Source organism: Variovorax sp. YR634 (assembly GCF_900106655.1).
GTDB lineage: Bacteria > Pseudomonadota > Gammaproteobacteria > Burkholderiales > Burkholderiaceae_C > Variovorax.
Genome location: NZ_FNOL01000035.1, coordinates 18,017 through 39,468 on the forward strand (window position 1 = coordinate 18,017; position 21,452 = coordinate 39,468).

Here is a 21,452-nt window from a genome sequence, read left to right on the forward strand (position 1 = left end):
CCGACGAACTGCTCACTTCGCTGCGCACGATGCGCAAGGAAGTCCTCCCAACGTCTCACGGACACCGCAAGCTGGCACCGATTTGCTTATTGCTGAACTTCGTCCGGCGAAGTCACCCATCGCGATGCGATGCGACAGTTTGTCATTTCCTAGGTTGAAGAGTAGCCCCCACCCCTGTGCCCCTCGCAATGCTGATGCTTGGTGTCCGAGCAGTCCACAGCGACCAAAGATCGCGAGAACGCCCGTCCAGGCTACAGAGGAGATCGAATCGCCGCCGGTCCCCCGCAAATGGCAGACAACCTACTCATGCTGCGCCCCTCCACAGGGAGTGCCAGCCCTCTCCAAATGCCGAATCCAGAGCTACCAAAGAAAACCGGCGCCACCAGTAGCACTGAGCGGCCCGTTGTCGCTCGGCGCCGACCAGCCTTAGTCGGATATTGCCAACAGGAAACACCAATGCTGAATATTGCAGAAGCGATCGAGAAATCGATACACCCGACCCACAACGAGGCCCGCCGCAGCCTACACGCGAGGTTCTCCCGCTACGTCGCGTCGCATCTGGAGGTGATCCGCCAGCTATACGCCGCGCGCGACGATCACCCGCCGGAATCCCCGCAGCACGCGGCATACGAAGACTTGATCCGGCAGCAAGCACGCATACTCATAGGCGACGAGGCGTTCAAGCACCGCATGGAGTTTGACCTGGCTTGGAAGCTGGGAACGTGCGACCCCGACTTGGTATCGTGCGTTGGCCGGCTTGAAAGCGCGCTCGTCGACAACATCTGCGCTCTTGCGTCTGGCTTCTACTGCACCGAGCAGAAAAATTTAGACGCGTACTGTCGCAATGCCTTCAGCTGGTGGCTGCTGATCGAAATGCATGGCGCGGAGGCGGTTGCCCAAGCGAGCCGAGCACACTACGGCCTGCCCGCCGCCGCACAAGAACTGGAGCTTCCCGCCACCACCTCGCCGGGAAGTCGCCCCAAGGGCCTTGGTGGCCGTCGCCGGGCAAAACGCAAGGGAGACAACGGCGCTGAAACGGGAGCGGTGACAGCCGAAGGCCGCGGCACGGTACGAGGATAGTCCGCCATCAGCGCCCCGGTGCAGCATCGGGGCGCTCACCGATTAATTACACCATCCGTCTAGCACTTCTAAAAGCAGGATGCGCGGGATGTCTATCGACGCCTGCAGACTCAGCGACCCGCCACGGGCGCCACCTTCCTCTGCGCAGCCTCGCCAGCACGAGACGCCGATATGCGTCAGGGTCAGGCGCGATAGCGCGCCGCGCATGTCGGCGGTGATTACACAGAGCACAGGCCGCCGCGATGTTCTCGCGGTCGTCGCGTCCACCATCGCAGCGAGCGTGCAGGTGCTCCGCGGTGCAGCGGTGAGCCTCTGCCTGTCGCCGTGTGAGGCCATACCGTGCGGCGAAGGTGGCAGGGTCGGCGAGCCACATGGGCTCGTCGCAGTAGCAGCACAGGCCACCCTGACGGATGAAGGCTGAAGTACGAGAAGAGATGAGAGTGCTGGGCACGCGGGACTCCAAGGTGAAAGTTGGATCCCCGATGGCCTTGGACTCAGAGCGGGCGCCGGCGGCTCGACCTTCCGGCGGTGCGCAGCGTAGCGCTGGCGCGGTCGGGCGAAGGTGCCCGAGCGATGCCACTCTAGGTAAGAATCGGGCAAAGCACAAGCCCCCTTCCATGCGCGCCCTACTCACTCTCTCCCTGCTGCTGGCCGCCCTCTCCGCGTCGGCCGCACCGCCTGTGTACCGATGCGAGACCGCAGGCAAGGTCAGCTACTCGGACTCGCCGTGCGTCGGCGCAAAGGTGATCGACGCGACGCCGAACCAAGGCGTCGATCAGATGTCGGGCAAGTCGCGGAAGGGCAACGACGTGCAGCGCACGGAACTCAACCACGCCTTCGACGACGCGCTCCATCCCCTGACTGGAAAGTCACGCGATCAGATGGACGTGATGCGCCAGAGAATCAAGCTGCCAGCACGGGATCAAGGGGAGTGCCGACAACTGGATGCCCGACTGCCCGAACTGGAGGCAGCGACGCAGCGCGAAACCGGCGCGTCGAAGGCCAAGGCCGACGTGGACCTGTACCAAACGCGCAAGCGCTACTTCGACCTGAAGTGCTAGCTGCCGTCTCGCAGGCCAAGCCCGGTTCTGCGGGATAAGCGTCCCCCGGTTCGCGCCTTTATGGTGGGGACTATCGCGCTGCTAAGCGCAAGCGGACAGTGCAAGCAAATTATCGTTGTAGTACCCGTCCGCATGAGTGCGAATGTACGGCCGCTTACCGGCTTCGCGGACCACGCCGACATCCGCGCGCTTGCCGTTGCTGGCTTGGACAAAGAACGTGTTGGTCGCTGCGTCAATGCTGGCGATCACTTCCGCTACGGTCCAATTCCTCGTGAACTGCGGACTACCTACGTGCGTGATGTGCTCATAGCCGCCATTCGTGGCGGACTTTGTTATGCAGGTGATTCGGACATCGCTCATGTTGTGCTCCTCAACACTCCAACCTCGGATTGAGGCCGCGGCGACTTTGACTGCTACTTGGGGCAGCGCCCATCCCATAAACACACTAGGCTAGTTGGCCGACGGGCTGCGCCTTGGTTGGCCGAGCGATGTCATTCGATCCTGGATGACGCGCGTGAAGTGACAGTGTCGGTTTTCACTCGCAACAGCGACACATATCCTCGAATCAATCGACGATGTCGTAGGGGGCGAAGGTCCAGCCGTAGTCCAAGCGGCTCGCGTGCCGCGGGTGCCCCGTCGCCGTCAGCTCGCCGAATCGCAGCCACCGCGGCTCGAATCGGGCCAAGCGCCGGTACAGCTCGTCGCGCGCTCGCAGGAAGTAGGCGTGATGCACGACTGGCGCGCCCCACGCGGCCCAGATCACGGGCTCTGCCTGCGCGGCCACCAGTTCCTCGATGGCGGCGAGGTTGCGCTCGAAGGCGCTCCTGTTCACCTTGGCCGGCAGGGTCCGGTAGTCCGTCGCCCTGACCGGGTAGAGATTCGTCATCGCGAATCCGTCGAAGCCGTTCCGCCGCGCGACCTCGTCCACGCGCGCCACCGTCGGATCGCTGCGCTCCTGGGTGGCGGTCGAGGGGTTCAGGCCGACGGTCACCAGCGTGCGCCGACCGGCGCGGCCCAGCAGGTAGCGCCACCGGTCGTCCTCGTCGGAGTGATAGATGTCGTACAACATGGGGCGGCTCCGGTTAGCCCTTGGTCGCGAGTTGCTTCGCGCGGGCCTCGGTCAGCTTCGCCTTGCAGCCAGCGACTTCCAGGGCCATAGCGGAACCACCGGTCACGTCACCGCCGCTCGCGGCCGCAATCCTGGCCTCGCTGCAAGTGGAGTCGCGGGTCTTGATCCACGCACGCTGCTCGTCGAGCAGGGCCGTCTTGCCGGCATTATCTAGCCGGGCCCGCACCGTGGCGTAGGCGACGTTCAGTGCCTTATCCGCCGCCACATACCGATCCTCTGCACTGCCCTGTTGCTCGGGAGCCGTGGTACCTGCCGGCGCGCCAGGGTCGGGCGACGCGGGAGTGGCGGCAGGCACCGGCACGCCGCCGGCCTTCGCCGCTTTCTCGGCCTCACGTCGGGCATATAGCTCCGCGTTGCTGAACGCCAAGCTGAGACCGGCAAGGGCCAGTGCGTAGGGCTCGATACCGTGGGCCGACACGCGAATGCTCTGGCCGTCGTCTGAGGGCTGCACGGTGTACTGCACGCTGCCCAGCAGGTCCTTCCCTCGCACCGTCACGCTCGGGTCGATCCGCGCTGCGCGCTGGAGCCAGCTGCTGTCGGCGTTGAGGTCATGCGCGTCCGTGGCGGCGACGGTCGCCTCGCAGGTCGGGTGGGCGCCGTTCTGGCCGGGGACGGTGGCGATGCCCTGAAGGCCGATCTTGAAGTGGGCCTTGCCCGCCGCGGTCACGTCCAGCACGCGGTCGGCGAACAGCTCAGTGGTGACCGCCTTCCCGACGCCCTCCCACACAAGCTGCTCGATGAGTTCCTTCGCGTCGGGGGACGAACAGCCGACGCGGTCGCTCGCTGGTGAAGGGCCGAGCGCGCCCCCCTGCTGGGCTCCCTCGGGCGAGCACGCGCTAAGCGCTAGGACTACGACAGTGCCGAGGCACCCTGCAATTGCACGAAACGCCATTCCCACTCCAGTCTGATTGCGGAAAAACCTTGAGTAATTAATCCTGAATTGGGATATTCTAAAACGGGATGTACGTTCGCTCGCGTGTCGCGCGGCCTGCAATCCCCACCATACAAGAAGCTACGCCGGCTTCTTGCTCAGGCACGCGCCGATGCGGGGCTTACCCAAGTGCAGGTTGCCGAGCGAGTGAAGCGTCCACAATCGTTCGTCTCCAAATACGAGAATGGGGAGCGCCAGCTGGATGTGATCGAGTTCGTGGCGGTGTGCAAAGCGATCGGGGTGCCTCCCACAACCTTGATCGAACACCTCGCGTAGCCACGCATTCGCCCGACAGATCCCGGCACCCACCGAGCACTGGGCGCACTGCGAACGCGAGGCAGCTACGCTAAGGGAGGGCGCAGTCGCTTATGGCTTAACCAGCTTCAAGCCAACGCGCTTGACGATTTCAGCGGCCAAGCTCTGGAACTCATGTGCGGCTTCTGCGATTTGCTCGTTGTAGCCGGAGTTCACCATCCCACGAAGCTTGCCGATGCCTACGCCAAACTCCTGTGCCTGCGGGGCCAAACTATGAAAGTCCTTGATCGCGGCGAGTTTGCTCGTGCTGAACGGCGCCAGCTTCGGATCGACCGCACGTAGCGCCTCTACGACGCGGTCCTTGACTCTCGGCGCGATCTTTCCCTCCCAGTACTCATGCGGGCGGGTTGATACCCGGCCAGAGGAAACCTTGTACGCCGAAGTGATGTAACCCAAAAACACCGGCTTGCCATGCAACAGCGTCTTCTGGTCCTCCTCCGTCGCCAGCCCCCTCACTGTCTGCCAGTCAGTGATCCAACGGGTGAGAGATCTACCCACAGTGGATAGCGCGCGCAAAGAAAAGAGATCTGCACCGACTGGCGTCGTGAAAAAATCGGCATCGAGCAGAATCGTTCTGTTGAGCGGGCCGACGTTCGGGCCTACGTCGTAGATCAAGATATCTGCGCTATAGCGCGCCGCCATATCTCTCGCGGCACGCGACAACGCGCACATCACGTCGTAGTCTCGTCCCTTGCGAGCGAATGACCCGGTCCAAGCAGCAGGCAGTTCCTCCTCGTAGTCGGCCAACAGAACATCGCCAGGGCACAACAACAGACCTTCGCGCATCTCGTACGCAGAAATCTCCTTGATCGGCCCTTTGCCGTCCACCACCGGCTTGATAGCCGACCACAATGTGTTGCCCTCGACTTCGGCTGAACCGCCCAGAAGCTCATCGAGCTGCTTTTCCTCCAAGAAGAAGGATGTGAGATTGCACTGAGGATCGGCGTCAATCATCAGGACGCGATAGCCGAGGTCCACCAGCGCATCCGCCACGTTCAGCGTAAGCGTCGTTTTGCCAACGCCGCCCTTGTGATTAAAAAACGCGAGAGTCTTCAAGTTTGCTCCATGGTTAGTAGAGCGAAGCCTAGCATCGCTTATCGATAAGTCCTTAATTTCGGCGTGAAGGGTCTTTGGTCCGCGGCATGTGGGCCAGCGGGCGCCGGCGGCAGCAGCCGGTCAGTTAGAGCCACTCACGGCGAGTCACCCAGTCGCATTGCCGGCGAATGGGTACATGGATGGGTAAGGATATCGAACTGGCCGAGCGTCGATGAGAGGCATCGATGGCTGGCGGAGAGTGTGAGATTCGAACTCACGGACGATTTCTCGTCGGCAGTTTTCAAGACTGCTGGTTTAAACCACTCACCCAACTCTCCGGAACTGCCGATTTTATGCCGACGGCGCCGCCCTACTCTTCGTCGGGCAGGAACATCGCCTGCAGATCGCTCAGAAAATCCAGCCCGCGCTCGGTCGGCCACACGCGGAACAGGTCGCGTGCCACGAGCCCCTTGCGCTCTGCTTCTTCGAGGCCGCGCTGGATCGACGTCATCGCCAGCCCCGTGCGTTCGCTGAATTGCGGCAGCGTGAAGCCCGTCTTCAGCCTCAGCGCATTGAGCATGAACTCGAACGGCAGATCGGCCAGCGCCACTTCGTCGCTCTGCGACACCGCGGCCCCCGCGCGCGCGTTCTCCATGTACAGACGCGGCTCGCGAAAGCGCACCTGCCGCACGATACGGTGCGCAAAGCTCAACTTGCTGTGCGCGCCGGCCCCAATACCGAGATAGTCGCCGAACTGCCAGTAGTTGAGGTTGTGCGCGCACTGGTGCCCCTCGCGCGCATAGGCCGACACCTCGTAGCGCGACATGCCGTTGGCGCTGGTGCGCTCGGTGATGCGGTCGAGCATGGCGTAGGCAATGTCGTCTTCGGGCAGCGTGGGTGGGAACTTGGCGAACCAGGTGTTGGGCTCGATGGTCAGGTGGTACACCGAGATGTGCGGCGGTGCGAGGGCCAGTGCCTGCGAGAGGTCGGCGTCGAGGCCTTCCAGGGTCTGGCCCGGCAGCGCGTACATCAGGTCGAGGTTGAAGGTGTCGAAGGTGCTCGCGGCCTCTTCCAGGGCAGCGATGGCCTGCGCACGGTCGTGCACGCGGCCCAGCGCCTTCAGGTGCTCGTCGTTGAAGCTCTGCACGCCCACCGAAAGGCGCGTGACGCCGGCCGAGCGGTACGCGCGGAAGCGGTTGCGCTCGAAGGTGCCGGGGTTGGCTTCCAGCGTGATCTCGCAGTCGGGCGCGAGCTTGAGGCGTGCGCGCACGTCGCCCAGCAGGCGGTCGATGGCTTGCGGCGAAAACAGGCTGGGCGTGCCGCCGCCGATGAAGATGGTGTGGACCGTGCGGCCCCAGATGAGCGGCAGTGCGGCGTCGAGATCGGCTACCAGCGCGTCGATGTACGCCGCTTCGGGAATGCCGTCGATCTCGGCCTCGCTCGTGGCGCGCCATTCGTGCGAGTTGAAGTCGCAGTACGGGCACTTGCGCAGGCACCACGGCAGGTGGATGTAGAGCGACAGCGGCGGCAGCGCGCTGAGCTGCAGCGGACCGGGCCGCATCCAGTGCAGCACGTCGTTGGCCTGCGGCGCGCCCGTGGGCTGCGCCGGCAGGATCGGGAAGGTGGTGGCCATTACAGCCAGCGCTCGCGCATCAACGCCAGCATGGCCTGCGCCGCGCGGCCGCGGTGGCTGTTGGCGTTCTTCACTTCTGGCGGCAGCTGGGCAAAGGTCTTGCCGAAGGCCGGCAGGTACATGACGGGGTCGAAGCCGAAGCCGTTGTCGCCAACGGGCGCGGGCGCGATCTCGCCCACCACGCGGCCGACGGCGATGAGCGGCTCGGGGTCGTCGTGGCTGCGCAGCGCGACCAGCGTGCTCACGAGCGCGGCGCGGCGGTTGGCCACGCCGTCGAGCTGTTCGAGCAGCGCCTTCACGTTGTTGGCGTCTCCCTTGGTGTAGCCGAACTGCGTGGCGTAGAAGGCGGTGTCGACGCCCGGCAGGCCACCGAAGGCATCGACGCACAGGCCCGCGTCGTCGGCCATGGCCGGCAGGCCGGTGGCGGCGCTGGCATGGCGCGCCTTGGTCAGCGCGTTCTCGACGAAGGTGCGGAAGGGTTCTTCAGCCTCGCTCACGCCCAGCGCCGACTGAGGCACCAGGGTGACGGCCAGTTCGGCAAACAGTTGCTGGAGTTCAGCGAGCTTGCCTGCGTTGTTGGAAGCCAGAACCAGTTTCATAAAAAGTCAAAAGTGGCTGTGGCGTCCGCTCGGCGAGCGCCAGTAGCTGTTGGTCAGTTCGATGGCAGCAGCGCCTGCTGCTGCAGGGTCACGAGCTCGCCGATGCCCTTCTCGGCCAGGCCGAGCAGGATGTTCATTTCGTCGCGCGTGAAGGCCACGCCCTCGGCCGTGCCCTGCACTTCGACGAAATGGCCGGCGCCGGTCATGACGACATTCATGTCGGTGTCGCAGGCGGAGTCTTCGGTGTATTCGAGGTCCAGCAGCGGCGTGCCTTCGACGATGCCCACCGAGATGGCGGCCACGTGACCCTTGATGGGCGAGGCCTTGAGGGTGCCGGCGGCCAGCAGCTTGTTGACGGCGTCCTGCGCGGCGACAAAGGCGCCGGTGATGGCCGCGGTGCGCGTGCCGCCGTCTGCCTGCAGCACGTCGCAGTCAAGATGGATGGTGCGTTCGCCGAGGACGGCAAGGTCGAACACGGCGCGCATCGAGCGGCCGATGAGGCGCTGGATTTCCTGCGTGCGGCCGGTCTGCTTGCCCTTGGCTGCCTCGCGGCTGCTGCGGGTGTGCGTGGCGCGCGGCAGCATGCCGTATTCGGCGGTGACCCAGCCTTCGCCGCTGCCCTTCTTGTGCGGCGGCACCTTCTCTTCGACCGAAGCGGTGCACAGCACGCGGGTCTGGCCGAACTCGATCAGCACCGAGCCTTCGGCGTGGATGGTGAAGCCGCGGGTGATGCGTACGGGGCGCAGCTGGTCGGCGGCGCGGCCGCCGCTCCGTGTGAAAGCAGTCATTTGTTTGAGAACCGGAAAGAAAAAGAAAAGCCGCGCGCGCTCAGGTCTTGCGTGCGGCGGAACGGCGAATGGCTTCGTTGATTTCGGCGATGGAGCGCTCGATGGCGTCTTCGTCGAGGTCGTCGATTTCGTTGTCCGACGGCATGCCGGCCTGGATGGTCGAGGCGAACACGCCGTCTTCGATGGTTTCGGTGGATACGCCGCTGCGATCGTCGCCCGTGCTGTCGGGCATTTCCCATTCGAGCGCGATCAGCGTGACGTTGTCGCTGTGGGCACCGCCCTTGCGCAAGGCCATCTCGGCGAGATCGGGGGCGGCGTCGGACACGGGCTTGTCGGACGAGAGGGTGTGCACGATCAATTCGTCATCGAGCACGCCCCAGACGCCGTCGGAGCACAGCATGATGCGGTCGCCGCGCTGCAGCTGCAGCGGCGCCGAGACGTCGAACAGCGGCGTGGTCGGCGAGCCGAGGCAGGTCAGCAGCAGATTGCGGTTGACGGGCATGTCGGAACCGTGCGGCTTGGGGCGTTCGGCATGCGAGTGGTCGCGCGTGCGCACCAGCAGGCGGCCGTCGCGCACGACGTACAGGCGCGAATCGCCGCAGTGCATCCAGGTGGCGGTCGTGCCCTGGAGCACGGCCGCGACGACGGTGGTGCGCGGCGTGTCGAGCATGGCCTTGTGGCTCGCGTAACGCATGATCTGCTGATGCGCGGCCATGGCCGACTCGGCCAGGAAGGCCTTCGCGTCCTTCACGACCGGGCGCGCTTCGCGCTGGTAGAGCGCGGCAATGGTCTGCAGCGCCAGCTGCGCCGCAACCTCGCCTTCCGGGTGGCCGCCCATGCCGTCGGCCAGCACGAACAGGCTCGATTCCCGCGTGTAGCAATAGCCCATGCGGTCTTCGTTCTTGAGACGTCCGCCCTTGCGGCTGACCTGGAAGACGGAGAATTTCATGATGTCATGCAGGGCGCGTGGTGGGCGCAGCAGCCTTGGGCAGACTCTTCTTGTCGAAGGAGCGGATGTTGTCGATTGACAGGCGCACTTTCTCGCCCACCGTGAGCTTGGTGTAGCGGCGCTCGCCTTCGCGGCTGAGCTCCTTCTGCAGCGCGAAGACCGATTGCGGGCGCGACAGCGGGTCGAGCGACATGCACCACTCGACCACCTCGATCAGGTTGTCGGAGTACACGCCCCGCAGGCGCGACAGCGACAGGCTGAGCCGGTCTTTCTCGATGCGCCTGGGCGCGTCATTGGGCGGATAGCCCTGCATGCAGGCGTAGATGCAGGCGCCGATGGCGTAGATGTCGGTCCACGGGCCCATCGACGAGTCGCGCCGGTACATCTCGGGGGCTGCGAAGCCAGGGGTGTACATCGGGCGGATGAAGATGCCTTCCTTGCTGAGCACTTCGCGCGCGGCGCCGAAGTCGATCAGCACGGCGCGGTCGTCGTCGGTGACGAAAATGTTGGCCGGCTTGATGTCCAGGTGCAGCATCTTGTACTGGTGGACGATGCGCAGGCCGCGCAGGATCTCGTCGAACAGCGAACGGATGGTCGACTCGCGAAACACCTTCTGCTTCTTCAGGTCGCGCGCCGTGACCACGAAATCCTGCAGGGTCGCGCCCTCCAGGTAGTTCATGACCATGTAGACGGTTTCGTTCTCGCGGAAGAAATTGAGCACGCTGACCACCGAGGCGTGCGAGATCTGCGCGAGCGAGCGGCCCTCTTCGAAGAAGCTCTTGAGCCCCAGCCGGTAGAGTGACAGCTTCTCCGGCGGCACCTGCGGCGCGAGCTCGCCCGGCCCCCGCGTGGCAAGCGAAGACGGCAGATATTCCTTGATGGCCACCTGCTGTCCGCTGGGGTCGATGGCGAGATAGACGACACCGAACCCACCTGCGGAAAGCCGGCGTACAACGCGGTAACCACCAATGACCGTATCGGGCAACAGGGGCGTAGGCTTGACCTTTGACATAATCCGGGAGTTTCGCCCGAAGGCGATGGTGCGGCAAGCGAACGCCGTGCCGACGCCTCGGTGCATGCAAGCAAAACCACAGTGAGGCGCAATGCCAGTTTACAGCATGACCGGCTACGCCAGCGGCCAGAACGGGTCCGCAGGCAGCCACTCCGAAGCCGAGGCACGGCCTGCCGCCGCGGGTCGGCTCGGGGTAGAAATCCGCTCGGTCAACAGCCGCTTCCTCGATCTCACCTTCAAGTTGCCGGAGGAACTGCGCCAGCATGAAACCGCGCTGCGCGAGCTGCTCACGGGCAAGCTCAAGCGCGGCAAGGTCGAAGTACGGGCCGCCATCGAGAACACGGCCCAGGCCGGTGTGGTCGAGCCCTCCGTCAAGCTGCTCCAGCGGCTCAACGGGGTGCAGGACAGCATCAAGGCCTGGTTGCCCAGCGCCCGCGACCTGAGCGTGGCCGACGTGCTGCGCCTGGCCGGCGGCGACAGCGCCGCCCGCGGCGACTGGGGCCCCGACCTGCTCGATGTCGCCGGAAAAGCGCTCGAAGGCCTGATGTCGGCCCGCCAGCGCGAAGGCGCGCGGCTGGCCAAGATGCTCGAAGCCCATCTGGGCCAGTTGCGCACCCTGGTGCTGCAGGCGGGCCCGCTCGTGCCGCAACTGGTCGAACAGCAGCGCACCCGCTTCCTGGAGCGCTGGCAGGAGGCCATGGGCCTGACCGCCGGTACGGGCGGCACGCTGCCCGAAGCCGCCCAGGACCGCGCGCTGACCGAAGCCACCGCCTTTGCGATCCGCATCGACGTGGCCGAAGAGCTCACCCGGCTGAACTCGCACCTCGACGAGATCGAGCGGCTGCTCAAGAAGGGCGGAGAAATCGGTAAGCGCCTCGACTTCCTGATCCAGGAGCTGCACCGCGAGGCCAACACCCTGGGCTCGAAGTCGGCGGCGCTGGAGCTCACGCGCATCGGCGTGGACATGAAGGTCCTGATCGAGCAGATGCGCGAGCAGGTGCAGAACATCGAATGACGACGAGCGAAAGAATGGATTACCCCGGCAATATCTTCGTGGTGGCCGCGCCCAGCGGGGCCGGCAAATCGAGCCTGGTCAAGGCGCTCATGGAGCTCGATTCGGCCGTGCAGCCCTCGGTTTCGCACACGACCCGGTCGCCGCGCGGGCAGGAAAAGCACGGCCGCGAGTACTTTTTTGCCTCGCCGACGGAGTTCGACGCCCTGATCGCGGCGGACGGCTTCGTGGAATGGGCCCATGTGCACGGGCACCGGTACGGCACCTCCAAGAGGGCCATCGAGGAGCGGATCGCCCAGGGGGCCGACGTCATCCTCGAAATCGACTTCCAGGGCGCGCTGCAGATCCGCAAGACCTTTGCCAACGCGGTCATGATCTTCATCCTGCCGCCCAGCTGGGAAGAACTGCGCTCCCGCCTCGAACGGCGCGGCGAAGACAGCGCCTCGGTCATCGAATTGCGCCTGAAGAACGCCGCCGAAGAGATGGCCAGGGCGGGGGAATTCGACTTCGTTATAATCAACGAGTTATTTGAGCGCGCGCTTTTCGATCTCAAGGCGATCGTCCACGCTCAGCGGCTCCGGTATTCCGCACAGCGCCGTGCACGTGCCGACACATTCGCCGCACTGAACATCCCCTGACATCCGAGTTCATCCGCTCACAGACAGAAAGATTCTCATCATGGCCCGCATCACCGTCGAAGACTGTCTCGTCAATATTCCGAACCGTTTCCAGCTCGTCCTGGCCGCCACGTACCGTGCGCGCATGCTGAGCCAGGGCCATGCCCCCAAGATCGAGAGCAAGAACAAGCCCGCCGTGACCGCCCTGCGCGAAATCGCCGAAGGCAAGATCGGCCTCGAAATGCTCAAGAAGGTGCCGGGCTGATCTGACGCAGCCCTGCAACGAAAAGGCACCGCAAAGCGGTGCTTTTTTTATGCCTGAACGCGTCCATACAGCGGTCACGCTAAAGTGGTAGCCATGAGCGCGGTAGCCAAATCTCAGTCCCATGCCCCCAAGGGCACGCCGAAGCCGAGTCCGGCTGCGCTGAACGCGGCCGCCGCAAGCTTTGCCGCACTGACCGCGCGCCTTGACTACCTGAGCCCCGAAGACACCGAGCTGGTCCGCCGAGCCTACCGCTTCGCCGACGAGGCCCACCTCGGACAGCTGCGCAACAGCGGCGAGCCGTACATCACCCACCCCATCGCCGTGGCGGCGCAATGCGCCGAGTGGAAGCTCGATGCTCAGGCGCTGATGGCGGCCCTGCTCCACGACGCCATCGAAGACTGCGGCGTCACCAAGCCCGAACTCATCGAGCGCTTTGGCGCCCCGGTGGCCGAACTGGTCGACGGGCTGACCAAGCTCGACAAGCTGCAGTTCAACACCCGCGAAGAAAACCAGGCCGAGTCGTTCCGCAAGATGCTGCTGGCCATGGCGCGCGACGTGCGCGTGATCCTGGTCAAGCTGGCGGACCGCACGCACAACATGCGCACGCTGGCCGATGCGCCGCGCGAGAAGTGGGGTCGCATCTCGCGCGAAACGCTGGAGATCTACGCGCCCATCGCGCATCGCCTCGGGCTGAACCAGACCTACCGCGAGCTGCAGGAGCTGTCGTTCCGGCATCTGAAACCGTGGCGCTATGCCACGCTGTCGAAGGCCGTGGCCAAGGCGCGGGGCCGACGCCGCGACCTGATCCAGAAGGTGCAGCGCGAGGTCGAAACCGCCTTTGCCGCAGCGAACATGACGCTGCGCATCGCGGGGCGCGAGAAAACGCTCTATTCGATCTATCGCAAGATGGAAGAAAAGCACCTGAGCTTCGCCCAGGTGACCGACATCTACGGCTTCCGCCTGATCGTGCCGAACGTGATCGCCTGCTACACCGGCCTGGGCATCCTGCACCAGATGTACAAGCCCCTGCCGGGCAAGTTCAAGGACCACATCGCGATCGCCAAGCTCAACGGCTACCAGTCGCTGCACACCACGCTCGTCGGCCCGGCCGGCGTGAGCGTCGAGTTCCAGCTTCGGACCGAGGCGATGCACGTGGTGGCCGAGTCAGGCGTGGCTGCACACTGGCTGTACAAGGCCGCTGAACCAAACGCGGCCAGCAACGACCGGCTGGGCACCAAGTGGCTGCAGTCGCTGCTCGACATTCAGGACGAAACACGCGACGCCGCCGAGTTCTGGGACCACGTCAAGGTCGACCTGTTTCCGGATGCGGTGTATGTGTTCACGCCCAAGAGCCAGATCATGGCGCTGCCCCGAGGCGCCACGGTGGTCGACTTTGCCTACGCCATCCACAGCAACATCGGCGACCACACCTCGGCCGCGCGCATCAATGGCGACCAGGTGCCGCTGCGCACCGAGCTCAAGAACGGCGACGTGGTCGAGGTGATCACAGCGCCGGTGTCGACACCCAACCCGGCCTGGCTGGGCTTCGTGCGAACCGGCCGGGCGCGCTCCAAGATCCGCCACTATCTGAAGACCCTGGCGCACGCTGAGTCCGAAGGCCTGGGCGAAAAGCTGCTCGCGCAGGCGCTGCGCGCCGAAGGCCTGAGCAAGCTGCCCGAGGAAGACGAGGAACACCAGGCGCTGTGGGAAAAGCTGCTGCGCTTCACCGGCAACCGCACCCGCTCCGAACTGCTGACCGACATTGGCCTGGGCAAGCGCATTGCCAGCATCGTCGCGAAGCGGCTGGTGGCAATGCTCTCCGAGCTGGGCGAACGACCTGACGCACTACTGCTGAGCCGCGAGCGCTTCATCTCGCACGAGACCGTGTCGCAGGGGGCGGTCACGCTGGATGGAAGCGAAAACTCGTCGGTGCGCTTTGCGCTGTGCTGCAGGCCGATTCCGGGCGACCAGATCGTCGGCTACCTCGGCCATGGCGAAGGTCTGGTGGTACACACGGAAGACTGCGGTGTCGGCCAGCGGCTGCGCCATAAAGACAGCGAGCGCTTCTTCGCCGTCGAATGGGCAGATGAACCCACACGAGCCTTCGAGACCGGCGTGGTCATCACCGTGCGCAACGACAAGGGCGTGCTGGCGCGGGTCGCAGCCACGCTGGCCGATGCGGAAGCAGACATCACACATGTGGAAATGGCCGACGAGACCCCGCAGGATTCGACCGACCTGCGCTTCGTGATCGCCGTGCGCGACCGCGCGCATCTGGATGCCGTGTTGCGCGCCGCCCGACGTACCGCGTCGGTGCTGACCGCGTCGAGGACGGTTCCCGCCCCCTGAGGCGCCGTTACGCCGCGGCTGGGCGCGGCGCCGGATAGCTCACGGACAGAATCTCGACCTCGTGCGCCCCGCCCGGCGTGACGAGCTTCACCACGTCGCCCTCGCGCGACTTGAGCAGCGCCCGCGCAATCGGCGAAATCCAGCTGACCTGCGACTTCGCACTCTCCGCTTCGTCGATGCCGAGGATCGTGACGCTGCGCTCGTCACCCATCTCGTCGGCATAGCGAACGGTGGCACCGAAGAAGATCTGATCGCGACCGTGGTGCACCGAAGGATCGGTGACCTCCGCGATTTCGAGGCGCTTGGTGAGAAAACGGATGCGGCGATCAATCTCGCGCAGGCGCTTCTTGCCGTAGAGGTAGTCGCCATTCTCGGAGCGGTCACCGTTCTTGGCCGCCCAATGCACGGTTTCGACGATCTTCGGCCGCTCCTCGTCCATCAGCTGCAACAGTTCGTCGCGCAGGCGCGCGTAGCCTTCGGGGGTGATGTAGTTCTTGCTGCCTGCGGGCAACGGAGGCAAAGCGCCATCAGCGCCGTCGTCATCCCCGTCAGAGTCTGTTTCCTTGGTGAATGCCTTGCTCAAAGCAGAATCCTCCAAATGAAAAAAGCCCGCAACTTTCGTTGCGAGCTTTTCTTGTAATGGTGCGGCTGGCAGGAATTGAACCCACGACCCCTTGGTTCGTAGCCAAGTACTCTATCCAACTGAGCTACAGCCGCACAGCTTGCAATTATAGCCCGCTTTCTTCGACCCTTTTTGCATTTGCCCGGCCGAATCCACGCGAAGGCACAAAAGAAAAATGCCCGGAAGATGAATCTTCCGGGCATTTCTGGAGATGGTGCGGCTGGCAGGAATTGAACCCACGACCCCTTGGTTCGTAGCCAAGTACTCTATCCAACTGAGCTACAGCCGCTGAGCCTTCGATTATAGCCTGTTCTGAGGCTCGTTCCGAAAACGGGCAAAACAAGAAGCGGTGGTAGGCCGTGATGGGCTTGAACCATCGACCAACGGATTATGAGTCCGCTGCTCTAACCAACTGAGCTAACGGCCCACGCGGCACGATTCTATTCGCGCTGCGGCGCCTACTTGCGATGGCTCAGCGCATTGCTCACCAGGCGCGATGTGATGTCGACGATCTGGATCATGCGTTCGTAGGGCATGCGCGTCGGCCCGATCACGCCCAGCGTACCCACGACCTGTCCGTCAACCTCGTAGTTGGCGCTGACGATGGAGAGCTCCTCGAAGGGCACCACCTGGCTTTCGCCGCCGATGAAGATGCGCACGCCTTCGGCCTTGCTCGACACGTCGAGTAGGCGCATCAACTGGGCCTTCTGCTCGAAGAGTTCGAAGGCACGGCGCAACTGCCCCATGTCGCTGGAAAAATCGCTCACCGCCAGCAGGTTGCGCTCACCGGAGATCACGACGTCGTCTTCCTGCGCCTCGTTCAGCACTTCGGAACTGACCTGCACCGCGGCCTGCATCAGCGCAGCGATCTCGCCACGCAGCTTTTCGACCTCGGACTGGAGACGATCACGCACCTGCTCGATAGTCAGCCCCGCATAGTGCGCGTTGATGTAGTTCGAGGCTTCGACCAGCTGCGACTGCGAATAGTCGGCCTCCGGAAAGATCACCCTGTTCTGCACGTCCCCGTCGGGCGAGACGATGATCACCAGCAGGCGCCGGTCGGAGAGCTTCAGGAACTCGATCTGCTTGAACACCGAAGCGCGCCGCGGCGCCATCACCACGCCAACGAACTGCGACAGGTTCGACAGCAGATGCGCTGCATTGGCGATCACTTTCTGCGGCTGGTCGGGCGCGAGGCTCGGCGTGCTCATCTGTTCGCGCTGCGCGGTCAGCATGGTGTCGACGAAGAGGCGGTAGCCACGGTGCGTCGGAATGCGGCCGGCCGAGGTGTGCGGGCTGGCAATCAGCCCCAGCGCCTCGAGGTCGGACATGACGTTGCGGATGGTCGCCGGCGACAGATCGAGCCCCGAGGAACGCGACAGCGTGCGCGAGCCGACGGGTTGCCCGTCGGCGATGTAGCGCTCGACGAGCGTCTTGAGCAGCAACTTGGCACGGTCGTCCAGCATTGCAAGATTTTAGTGTTGTAATTTGTGAGATATGACCTCTCGCTTTCGTCACGTCGCCCTGATCGGCAAATACCAGGCTTCCGGCGCCCGGGCGCAGGCGGACTCGCGCGACGGCGTCATGGAAGGCATTGGCGCCTTCCTCGAATCGCAAGGCTGCACGGTGTTCGTCGAGCGCTCGACCTGCGAGGAAGACGATGACGGCGCCCCTGCCCATCCACGCTACGAAGCCCTGAGCGTCGAGGAAATCGGCCAGCGCTGCGACCTCGGCCTGGTGGTCGGCGGCGACGGCACCATGCTCGGCATCGGCCGGCAGCTCGCCAGCTATGGCATCCCGCTGATCGGCATCAACCGCGGCCGGCTCGGCTTCATCACCGACATCCCGCTCGACAACTACCAGGCCACGCTGATCCCGATGCTGGCCGGCGAGTACGAGGAAGACCACCGCAGCCTGATGCATGCGCAGGTCGTGCGCGATGGCGCCTCGGTGTTTGACGCGCTCGCCATGAACGACGTGGTCGTCAATCGCGGCGCCACCTCCGGCATGGTCGAGTTGCGCGTATCGGTGGGCCGCCATTTCGTGGCCAACCAGCGCGCCGACGGCCTGATCATCGCCACGCCCACGGGTTCGACCGCCTACGCGCTGTCGGCCGGTGGGCCGCTGCTGCATCCGGCCGTGCCAGGCTGGGTGCTGGTGCCGATCGCACCGCACACGCTGTCGAACCGCCCCGTGCTGCTGCCCGACGCCGACGAGATCGTGATCGAGCTGGTGGGCGGGCGCGATGCCAGCGCCAATTTCGACATGCAGTCGCTGGCCTCGCTCGCAATCGGCGACCGCGTGGTGGTGCGCCGCTCCGATTTCCGCGTGCGCTTTTTGCACCCGCGCGGCTGGAGCTATTTCGACACCTTGCGCAAGAAACTTCACTGGAACGAAGGGGGCTCCTGAAATGGCGCTGCGACGCATCGCACTGCGCGACTTCGTGATCGTGCGATCACTCGAACTCGACCTGTCCGGCGGCTTCACGGTATTGACCGGCGAAACCGGCGCGGGCAAATCCATCCTGATCGACGCGCTGCAACTGGCGCTGGGCAACCGCGCCGACGCTGGCGCGGTGCGCGAAGGGGCCGAACGGCTCGACGTGAGTGCCGAATTCGACGCCGACCCCGCCCTGGACACCTGGCTCGACGAAGGCGGCTTCGAAGCCGGCGACGCGCTGCTGCTGCGCCGCACCGTCGACCTGCAGGGCCGCAGCCGCGGCTGGATCAACGGCAGCCCAGCCACGGCCACGCAGTTGCGCGAGCTCGGCGACCGCCTGCTCGACATCCACGGCCAGCACGCCTGGCAAAGCCTGACGCGGCCTGAGGCAGTGCGCGGCCTGCTCGACGCCTACGCAGGTGTGCGCACCGATACGCTCGACGCCGCGTGGCAAAGCTGGCGGCAGGCACTTTCCGCACTCGAACACGCGCGCTCGGCGCAAGACTCGCTGCAGCGCGAGCGCGAGCGACTGCAATGGCAGATCTCCGAAGTCGCCAAGCTCGCACCGGGCGTCGACGAGTGGGAAGAGCTGTCGACCAACCACTCGCGCATCTCCAACGCGCAGGCCCTGATCGACGCGGCCCAGGGTGCCAGCCAGGCACTGGAAGACGACGACAACGGCGCCCTCCCCGCGCTTACGCGCGCGCTCACGCTGCTGCAGAACTGCGAGCACATCGAGCCCGAGTTCCGCGCGCTGGGCGAAGTGCTCGCCTCATGCGTGGCCCAGGCCTCCGACGCTGCCCACACGCTGCACGGCTACCTGCGCGATGCCGACACCGATCCGCAAACCCTGGCCGAGCTGGACGAGCGCATGGGCCTGTGGATGTCGCTCGCGCGCCGCTACAAGCGCCCGCCCGCCGAACTGCCGGCGCTGCTGGCCGGTTGGCAGGCTGAGCTGCAGGCGCTCGACGCGCAAAGCGATCTCGAAGGCCTTGAACGCGCCGAGCAAAACGCACAGCAGGCCTACATGAAAGAAGCCAGGGCGCTCAGCAAGGTCCGCAAGCAGGCTGCGCCGCGCCTCGCCCAGGCCGTCACCGATGCGATGCAGGGTCTCGGCATGCAGGGCGGGCGCTTCGAGGTCGAACTGCAGCCGCTGGCGCAGCCCAGCCGTGCCGGCCTCGAAGACGTGGCCTTTCTCGTGGCCGGCCACACCGGCAGCACGCCGCGCGCCATCGGCAAGGTGGCTTCGGGCGGCGAACTATCGCGCATTGCGCTGGCCATCGCCGTCACCACCAGCCAGCTCGGCGCGGCGCAGACGCTGATCTTCGACGAGGTCGATGCCGGTGTCGGCGGTGCGGTCGCCGAGACCGTCGGCCGCCTCATGAAGCAGCTCGGCCGCGACCGCCAGGTTCTCGCCGTGACCCACCTGCCCCAGGTGGCCGCCTGCGCCGACCATCACCTCGTTGTTGCCAAGCGCCAGACGGCAGCAGCCGGCAAGGACGGCCCGCGCACCGAGAGCGGCGTGTCGCGCCTCGACGACGACAATCGCGCCAAGGAAATCGCCCGCATGCTGGGCGGCGAGAAGGTCTCGCAGACTTCGCTCGCGCACGCACGCGAAATGCTCGGCCACAAGACCTCGGTGACCGCGCCATGAACCTCGACCTCGTGCTCATCACGGGTATGTCGGGCTCCGGCAAGTCGGTGGCCCTGCATGCACTGGAAGACGCTGGCTACTACTGCGTCGACAACCTGCCGCCCGAACTGCTGACGTCCTTCATCGCCTTGCAGCACGAACAGCAGACGCCGCGCGTGGCCATTGCCATGGACGTGCGCAGCGGCGTCTCGCTACCAATCGTTCCACAGCAGCTCGAAGCGCTGCGGCGCGACGGCGAGATCTCGCTGCGTTCGCTGTTCCTCGACGCGACCACCGATGCCCTGCTGCGCCGCTATTCGGAAACCCGCCGCCGCCACCCGCTCTCGCGCCAGGAAGGCCGTACCGACGTGCCCGAACAGCACCGCGTGCTGATGCAGGCCATCGAGCTCGAACGCGAGTTGCTGGCCGACCTGCGCGACGGCGCCGACGTGATCGACACCAGCCTGATCCGGCCGGCGCAGCTGCAGAGCTACATCAAGTCGCTGATCTCGGCACCGCAAAGCGCGCTGACGCTGGTGTTCGAATCGTTCGCCTTCAAGCGCGGCGTGCCGCTTGACGCGGACTACGTGTTCGACGTGCGCATGCTGCCCAACCCGCACTACGTGCCCGCGCTGCGCCCGCTCACGGGCCGCGACGAGCCGGTGATCGAATGGCTGCGCGAGCACGACGACGTAGCGCGCATGTACAACGACATCGAACAGTTCCTCACGCATTGGCTCGACGCACTGGCGCGCGACCATCGCAGCTATGTGACGGTGGCCATCGGGTGCACGGGCGGGCAACACCGCTCGGTGTTCCTGGTCGAGCAGCTGGCGCGGTCGTTCGGTGCGCGCTGGGGTGCGCTCAAGCGGCACCGCGAACTCGACGCGGCCTGACTGATCCGCCGACTAAAGATCGGCTGACTAAGCCTCGCTGCCTTCCAGCAGCTTGCGCATCGGCGCCGGCAGGCCCAACCGGCCCCACTCCTCGGCCTCGACCCAGCGCGCGCCATCGCCTTGCGGCTGGCCGCCCTGAAGCTGCACCGGATGCAGATGCAGGTCCTTGTGGGTCAACACATGCACGAAGGCCGGCAGGTCCTGCACGCCGCGTCGCGCGGCCGTCGGCAGTGCAGCCAGAAGATCTTCACGGCTGTCGAACACGGGCAGGCAATAGAGCCCGGCCCAGATGCCCTTCGACGGCCGCTTCTCCAGCCACACGCGGCCTTGCGCATCGCGCGCCAGCAGCACCCAGAGCGACTGTGCACTGCGCTTGAGCTTGCGGGTCTTGACGGGGTAGCGCTCCGGCGCGCCTTCCCGCAGGGCCGCGCAGGTCTTGTGGACCGGGCAGATCATGCAGCTCGGCTTGCGCGGAAGGCACACCGTGGCGCCCAGGTCCATCACGCCTTGCGTGTAGCTCGCGATGGCTTCCTTCTGCTCTGCCGGCGGCAGCAATTGCGTTGCCAGGTCCCACAGCGCACGCTCCTGCGCCGCCGAAGACATGTCGCCCGCAAAGCCAAGCACGCGCGTCAGCACGCGCTTCACGTTGCCGTCGAGGATCGCCACGCGCTCGCCGAAGCAGAAGGCGGCAATGGCCGCGGAGGTCGAGCGGCCGATGCCGGGCAAGGTGACGAGTTCGGCGGCGGTGCGCGGAAACTCGCCGCCGAAGCGCGCGACGACTTCCTGCGCGCAGCGATGCATGTTGCGCGCGCGGCTGTAGTAGCCCAGCCCGCTCCAGAGCCCGAAGACCTCGTCCTCGGTGCCGGCGGCCAGCGCCTTGACATCGGGAAAGCGTTCGAGAAAGCGCGCGAAGTAGCCGAGCACCGTCGTCACCTGCGTCTGCTGGAGCATCACCTCCGACAGCCACACGCGGTACGGGTCGCGGGTGTTCTGCCAAGGCAACTGGCTGCGCCCGTGGCTGCGCTGCCAGCTCACGATCTGCGCTGCGAAATCCGGGGGCAATTGCAAGCCAGCAACCGCCGTGGAG

The 21,452-nt window shown here is 65.2% G+C and carries 23 protein-coding genes and 4 tRNA genes; 10 read left to right on the top strand and 17 right to left on the bottom strand.

The window, feature by feature from the left end; genetic code table 11:
• Positions 1-456: 456 nt before the first annotated feature.
• Complete coding sequence (locus tag BLV60_RS32390) at positions 457-1,080, top strand: hypothetical protein (protein WP_093059665.1); 624 nt, start codon at positions 457-459, stop codon at positions 1,078-1,080.
• Between the two features lie 46 nt (positions 1,081-1,126).
• Here BLV60_RS32390 and BLV60_RS34895 read toward each other — a convergent pair whose 3' ends face one another.
• Entirely contained in the window at positions 1,127-1,699 is a 573-nt protein-coding gene (locus BLV60_RS34895; protein ID WP_371127427.1) for an HNH endonuclease, read from the bottom strand.
• Here BLV60_RS34895 and BLV60_RS32400 point away from each other — a divergent pair.
• The gene (locus BLV60_RS32400; protein WP_093059667.1) at positions 1,698-2,141 is read left to right on the top strand and encodes a DUF4124 domain-containing protein; all 444 of its coding nucleotides are present in this window, start codon (positions 1,698-1,700) and stop codon (positions 2,139-2,141) included. The genes BLV60_RS34895 and BLV60_RS32400 overlap by 2 nt on opposite strands.
• A gap of 81 nt (positions 2,142-2,222) precedes the next feature.
• Here BLV60_RS32400 and BLV60_RS32405 read toward each other — a convergent pair whose 3' ends face one another.
• The 3 genes from BLV60_RS32405 to BLV60_RS32415 form a co-directional block, all read right to left on the bottom strand.
• Positions 2,223-2,501 (bottom strand): DUF3892 domain-containing protein, encoded by a 279-nt coding sequence (locus BLV60_RS32405; RefSeq protein WP_093059669.1) that lies wholly within the window; start codon positions 2,499-2,501, stop codon positions 2,223-2,225.
• A 205-nt stretch (positions 2,502-2,706) separates the two neighbouring features.
• Positions 2,707-3,210: a DUF1643 domain-containing protein gene (locus BLV60_RS32410; protein ID WP_093059671.1), complete on the bottom strand. Its 504-nt coding sequence runs from the start codon at positions 3,208-3,210 to the stop codon at positions 2,707-2,709.
• Between the two features lie 13 nt (positions 3,211-3,223).
• Positions 3,224-4,162 carry a lysozyme inhibitor LprI family protein gene (locus BLV60_RS32415; protein WP_093059673.1) on the bottom strand — a complete coding sequence of 313 codons (939 nt, stop codon included), beginning with the start codon at positions 4,160-4,162 and terminating at the stop codon, positions 3,224-3,226.
• Positions 4,163-4,246: 84 nt separating this feature from the next.
• Between BLV60_RS32415 and BLV60_RS32420 the strand changes: the two genes are divergently transcribed.
• Positions 4,247-4,477 carry a helix-turn-helix domain-containing protein gene (locus tag BLV60_RS32420; protein WP_093059675.1) on the top strand — a complete coding sequence of 77 codons (231 nt, stop codon included), beginning with the start codon at positions 4,247-4,249 and terminating at the stop codon, positions 4,475-4,477.
• A gap of 90 nt (positions 4,478-4,567) precedes the next feature.
• Here BLV60_RS32420 and BLV60_RS32425 read toward each other — a convergent pair whose 3' ends face one another.
• From BLV60_RS32425 to BLV60_RS32455, 7 genes are all read right to left on the bottom strand, one after another.
• Positions 4,568-5,572: a ParA family protein gene (locus tag BLV60_RS32425; RefSeq protein ID WP_176929052.1), complete on the bottom strand. Its 1,005-nt coding sequence runs from the start codon at positions 5,570-5,572 to the stop codon at positions 4,568-4,570.
• A 229-nt stretch (positions 5,573-5,801) separates the two neighbouring features.
• A tRNA-Ser gene (locus BLV60_RS32430) sits at positions 5,802-5,889 on the bottom strand.
• Between the two features lie 32 nt (positions 5,890-5,921).
• Entirely contained in the window at positions 5,922-7,184 is a 1,263-nt protein-coding gene (gene hemW / locus BLV60_RS32435; RefSeq protein ID WP_093059679.1) for a radical SAM family heme chaperone HemW, read from the bottom strand.
• Positions 7,184-7,783: a non-canonical purine NTP pyrophosphatase gene (locus tag BLV60_RS32440; protein ID WP_093059681.1), complete on the bottom strand. Its 600-nt coding sequence runs from the start codon at positions 7,781-7,783 to the stop codon at positions 7,184-7,186. Before BLV60_RS32440 ends, hemW begins: the two co-directional genes overlap by 1 nt.
• A 53-nt stretch (positions 7,784-7,836) precedes the next feature.
• Complete coding sequence (rph, locus tag BLV60_RS32445) at positions 7,837-8,571, bottom strand: ribonuclease PH (RefSeq protein ID WP_093059683.1); 735 nt, start codon at positions 8,569-8,571, stop codon at positions 7,837-7,839.
• Between the two features lie 40 nt (positions 8,572-8,611).
• The gene (locus BLV60_RS32450; protein ID WP_093059685.1) at positions 8,612-9,520 is read right to left on the bottom strand and encodes a PP2C family protein-serine/threonine phosphatase; all 909 of its coding nucleotides are present in this window, start codon (positions 9,518-9,520) and stop codon (positions 8,612-8,614) included.
• Between the two features lie 4 nt (positions 9,521-9,524).
• Positions 9,525-10,532 carry a serine/threonine protein kinase gene (locus tag BLV60_RS32455; protein ID WP_042673779.1) on the bottom strand — a complete coding sequence of 336 codons (1,008 nt, stop codon included), beginning with the start codon at positions 10,530-10,532 and terminating at the stop codon, positions 9,525-9,527.
• Between the two features lie 91 nt (positions 10,533-10,623).
• On the opposite strand from BLV60_RS32455, the gene BLV60_RS32460 reads away from it, so the two are divergent.
• The 4 genes from BLV60_RS32460 (at position 10,624) to BLV60_RS32475 (ending at position 14,775) form a co-directional block, all read left to right on the top strand.
• Positions 10,624-11,547 (top strand): YicC/YloC family endoribonuclease, encoded by a 924-nt coding sequence (locus BLV60_RS32460; RefSeq protein ID WP_093059687.1) that lies wholly within the window; start codon positions 10,624-10,626, stop codon positions 11,545-11,547.
• A 14-nt stretch (positions 11,548-11,561) separates the two neighbouring features.
• The gene (gene gmk, locus BLV60_RS32465) at positions 11,562-12,182 is read left to right on the top strand and encodes a guanylate kinase (protein WP_093059689.1); all 621 of its coding nucleotides are present in this window, start codon (positions 11,562-11,564) and stop codon (positions 12,180-12,182) included.
• A 40-nt stretch (positions 12,183-12,222) separates the two neighbouring features.
• Complete coding sequence (gene rpoZ, locus BLV60_RS32470) at positions 12,223-12,426, top strand: DNA-directed RNA polymerase subunit omega (protein ID WP_007835875.1); 204 nt, start codon at positions 12,223-12,225, stop codon at positions 12,424-12,426.
• Between the two features lie 93 nt (positions 12,427-12,519).
• Positions 12,520-14,775: a RelA/SpoT family protein gene (locus BLV60_RS32475; protein WP_093059691.1), complete on the top strand. Its 2,256-nt coding sequence runs from the start codon at positions 12,520-12,522 to the stop codon at positions 14,773-14,775.
• 7 nt (positions 14,776-14,782) lie between these two features.
• On the opposite strand, the gene greB is transcribed toward BLV60_RS32475, so the two are convergent.
• From greB to hrcA, 5 genes are all read right to left on the bottom strand, one after another.
• Positions 14,783-15,358 (bottom strand): transcription elongation factor GreB, encoded by a 576-nt coding sequence (gene greB / locus BLV60_RS32480; protein WP_093059692.1) that lies wholly within the window; start codon positions 15,356-15,358, stop codon positions 14,783-14,785.
• A gap of 57 nt (positions 15,359-15,415) precedes the next feature.
• Positions 15,416-15,492 (bottom strand) — tRNA-Arg (locus BLV60_RS32485).
• A gap of 117 nt (positions 15,493-15,609) precedes the next feature.
• Positions 15,610-15,686, bottom strand: a tRNA-Arg gene (locus BLV60_RS32490).
• 61 nt (positions 15,687-15,747) lie between these two features.
• Positions 15,748-15,824: transfer RNA gene (locus BLV60_RS32495), tRNA-Ile, on the bottom strand.
• A 31-nt stretch (positions 15,825-15,855) separates the two neighbouring features.
• Positions 15,856-16,863: a heat-inducible transcriptional repressor HrcA gene (hrcA, locus tag BLV60_RS32500; protein ID WP_093059694.1), complete on the bottom strand. Its 1,008-nt coding sequence runs from the start codon at positions 16,861-16,863 to the stop codon at positions 15,856-15,858.
• 31 nt (positions 16,864-16,894) lie between these two features.
• On the opposite strand from hrcA, the gene BLV60_RS32505 reads away from it, so the two are divergent.
• The 3 genes from BLV60_RS32505 to rapZ are packed head-to-tail and all read left to right on the top strand — an operon-like array spanning position 16,895 to position 20,365.
• The gene (locus BLV60_RS32505; RefSeq protein ID WP_093059696.1) at positions 16,895-17,806 is read left to right on the top strand and encodes an NAD kinase; all 912 of its coding nucleotides are present in this window, start codon (positions 16,895-16,897) and stop codon (positions 17,804-17,806) included.
• A gap of 1 nt (position 17,807) precedes the next feature.
• Positions 17,808-19,490, top strand: coding sequence for a DNA repair protein RecN (gene recN / locus BLV60_RS32510; RefSeq protein ID WP_093059698.1), 1,683 nt, complete (start codon positions 17,808-17,810; stop codon positions 19,488-19,490).
• Positions 19,487-20,365 (top strand): RNase adapter RapZ, encoded by an 879-nt coding sequence (gene rapZ / locus BLV60_RS32515; protein WP_093059700.1) that lies wholly within the window; start codon positions 19,487-19,489, stop codon positions 20,363-20,365. The genes recN and rapZ overlap by 4 nt, the downstream gene beginning before the upstream one ends.
• 27 nt (positions 20,366-20,392) lie before the next feature.
• Here the strand turns inward: rapZ and mutY are convergent, their stop codons facing one another.
• On the bottom strand, positions 20,393-21,427 hold the full coding sequence (gene mutY / locus BLV60_RS32520) for an A/G-specific adenine glycosylase (protein ID WP_093059702.1): 1,035 nt from the start codon (positions 21,425-21,427) through the stop codon (positions 20,393-20,395).
• Positions 21,428-21,452 lie beyond the last annotated feature (25 nt).

What these genes read in the sequence shown, in the direction of transcription:
- BLV60_RS34895 (WP_371127427.1), bottom strand. Translation starts at nt 1,699, where the DNA reads ATGGAAGGGGGCTTGTGCTTTGCCCGATTCTTACCTAGAGTGGCATCG.
- rpoZ (WP_007835875.1), top strand. Translation starts at nt 12,223, where the DNA reads ATGGCCCGCATCACCGTCGAAGACTGTCTCGTCAATATTCCGAACCGT.
- gmk (WP_093059689.1), top strand. Translation starts at nt 11,562, where the DNA reads ATGGATTACCCCGGCAATATCTTCGTGGTGGCCGCGCCCAGCGGGGCC.
- BLV60_RS32450 (WP_093059685.1), bottom strand. Translation starts at nt 9,520, where the DNA reads ATGAAATTCTCCGTCTTCCAGGTCAGCCGCAAGGGCGGACGTCTCAAG.
- BLV60_RS32440 (WP_093059681.1), bottom strand. Translation starts at nt 7,783, where the DNA reads ATGAAACTGGTTCTGGCTTCCAACAACGCAGGCAAGCTCGCTGAACTC.
- BLV60_RS32405 (WP_093059669.1), bottom strand. Translation starts at nt 2,501, where the DNA reads ATGAGCGATGTCCGAATCACCTGCATAACAAAGTCCGCCACGAATGGC.
- BLV60_RS32455 (WP_042673779.1), bottom strand. Translation starts at nt 10,532, where the DNA reads ATGTCAAAGGTCAAGCCTACGCCCCTGTTGCCCGATACGGTCATTGGT.
- BLV60_RS32415 (WP_093059673.1), bottom strand. Translation starts at nt 4,162, where the DNA reads ATGGCGTTTCGTGCAATTGCAGGGTGCCTCGGCACTGTCGTAGTCCTA.
- BLV60_RS32390 (WP_093059665.1), top strand. Translation starts at nt 457, where the DNA reads ATGCTGAATATTGCAGAAGCGATCGAGAAATCGATACACCCGACCCAC.
- recN (WP_093059698.1), top strand. Translation starts at nt 17,808, where the DNA reads ATGGCGCTGCGACGCATCGCACTGCGCGACTTCGTGATCGTGCGATCA.
- BLV60_RS32505 (WP_093059696.1), top strand. Translation starts at nt 16,895, where the DNA reads ATGACCTCTCGCTTTCGTCACGTCGCCCTGATCGGCAAATACCAGGCT.
- hemW (WP_093059679.1), bottom strand. Translation starts at nt 7,184, where the DNA reads ATGGCCACCACCTTCCCGATCCTGCCGGCGCAGCCCACGGGCGCGCCG.
- rapZ (WP_093059700.1), top strand. Translation starts at nt 19,487, where the DNA reads ATGAACCTCGACCTCGTGCTCATCACGGGTATGTCGGGCTCCGGCAAG.
- BLV60_RS32400 (WP_093059667.1), top strand. Translation starts at nt 1,698, where the DNA reads ATGCGCGCCCTACTCACTCTCTCCCTGCTGCTGGCCGCCCTCTCCGCG.
- BLV60_RS32475 (WP_093059691.1), top strand. Translation starts at nt 12,520, where the DNA reads ATGAGCGCGGTAGCCAAATCTCAGTCCCATGCCCCCAAGGGCACGCCG.
- BLV60_RS32460 (WP_093059687.1), top strand. Translation starts at nt 10,624, where the DNA reads ATGCCAGTTTACAGCATGACCGGCTACGCCAGCGGCCAGAACGGGTCC.
- BLV60_RS32410 (WP_093059671.1), bottom strand. Translation starts at nt 3,210, where the DNA reads ATGTTGTACGACATCTATCACTCCGACGAGGACGACCGGTGGCGCTAC.
- hrcA (WP_093059694.1), bottom strand. Translation starts at nt 16,863, where the DNA reads ATGCTGGACGACCGTGCCAAGTTGCTGCTCAAGACGCTCGTCGAGCGC.
- rph (WP_093059683.1), bottom strand. Translation starts at nt 8,571, where the DNA reads ATGACTGCTTTCACACGGAGCGGCGGCCGCGCCGCCGACCAGCTGCGC.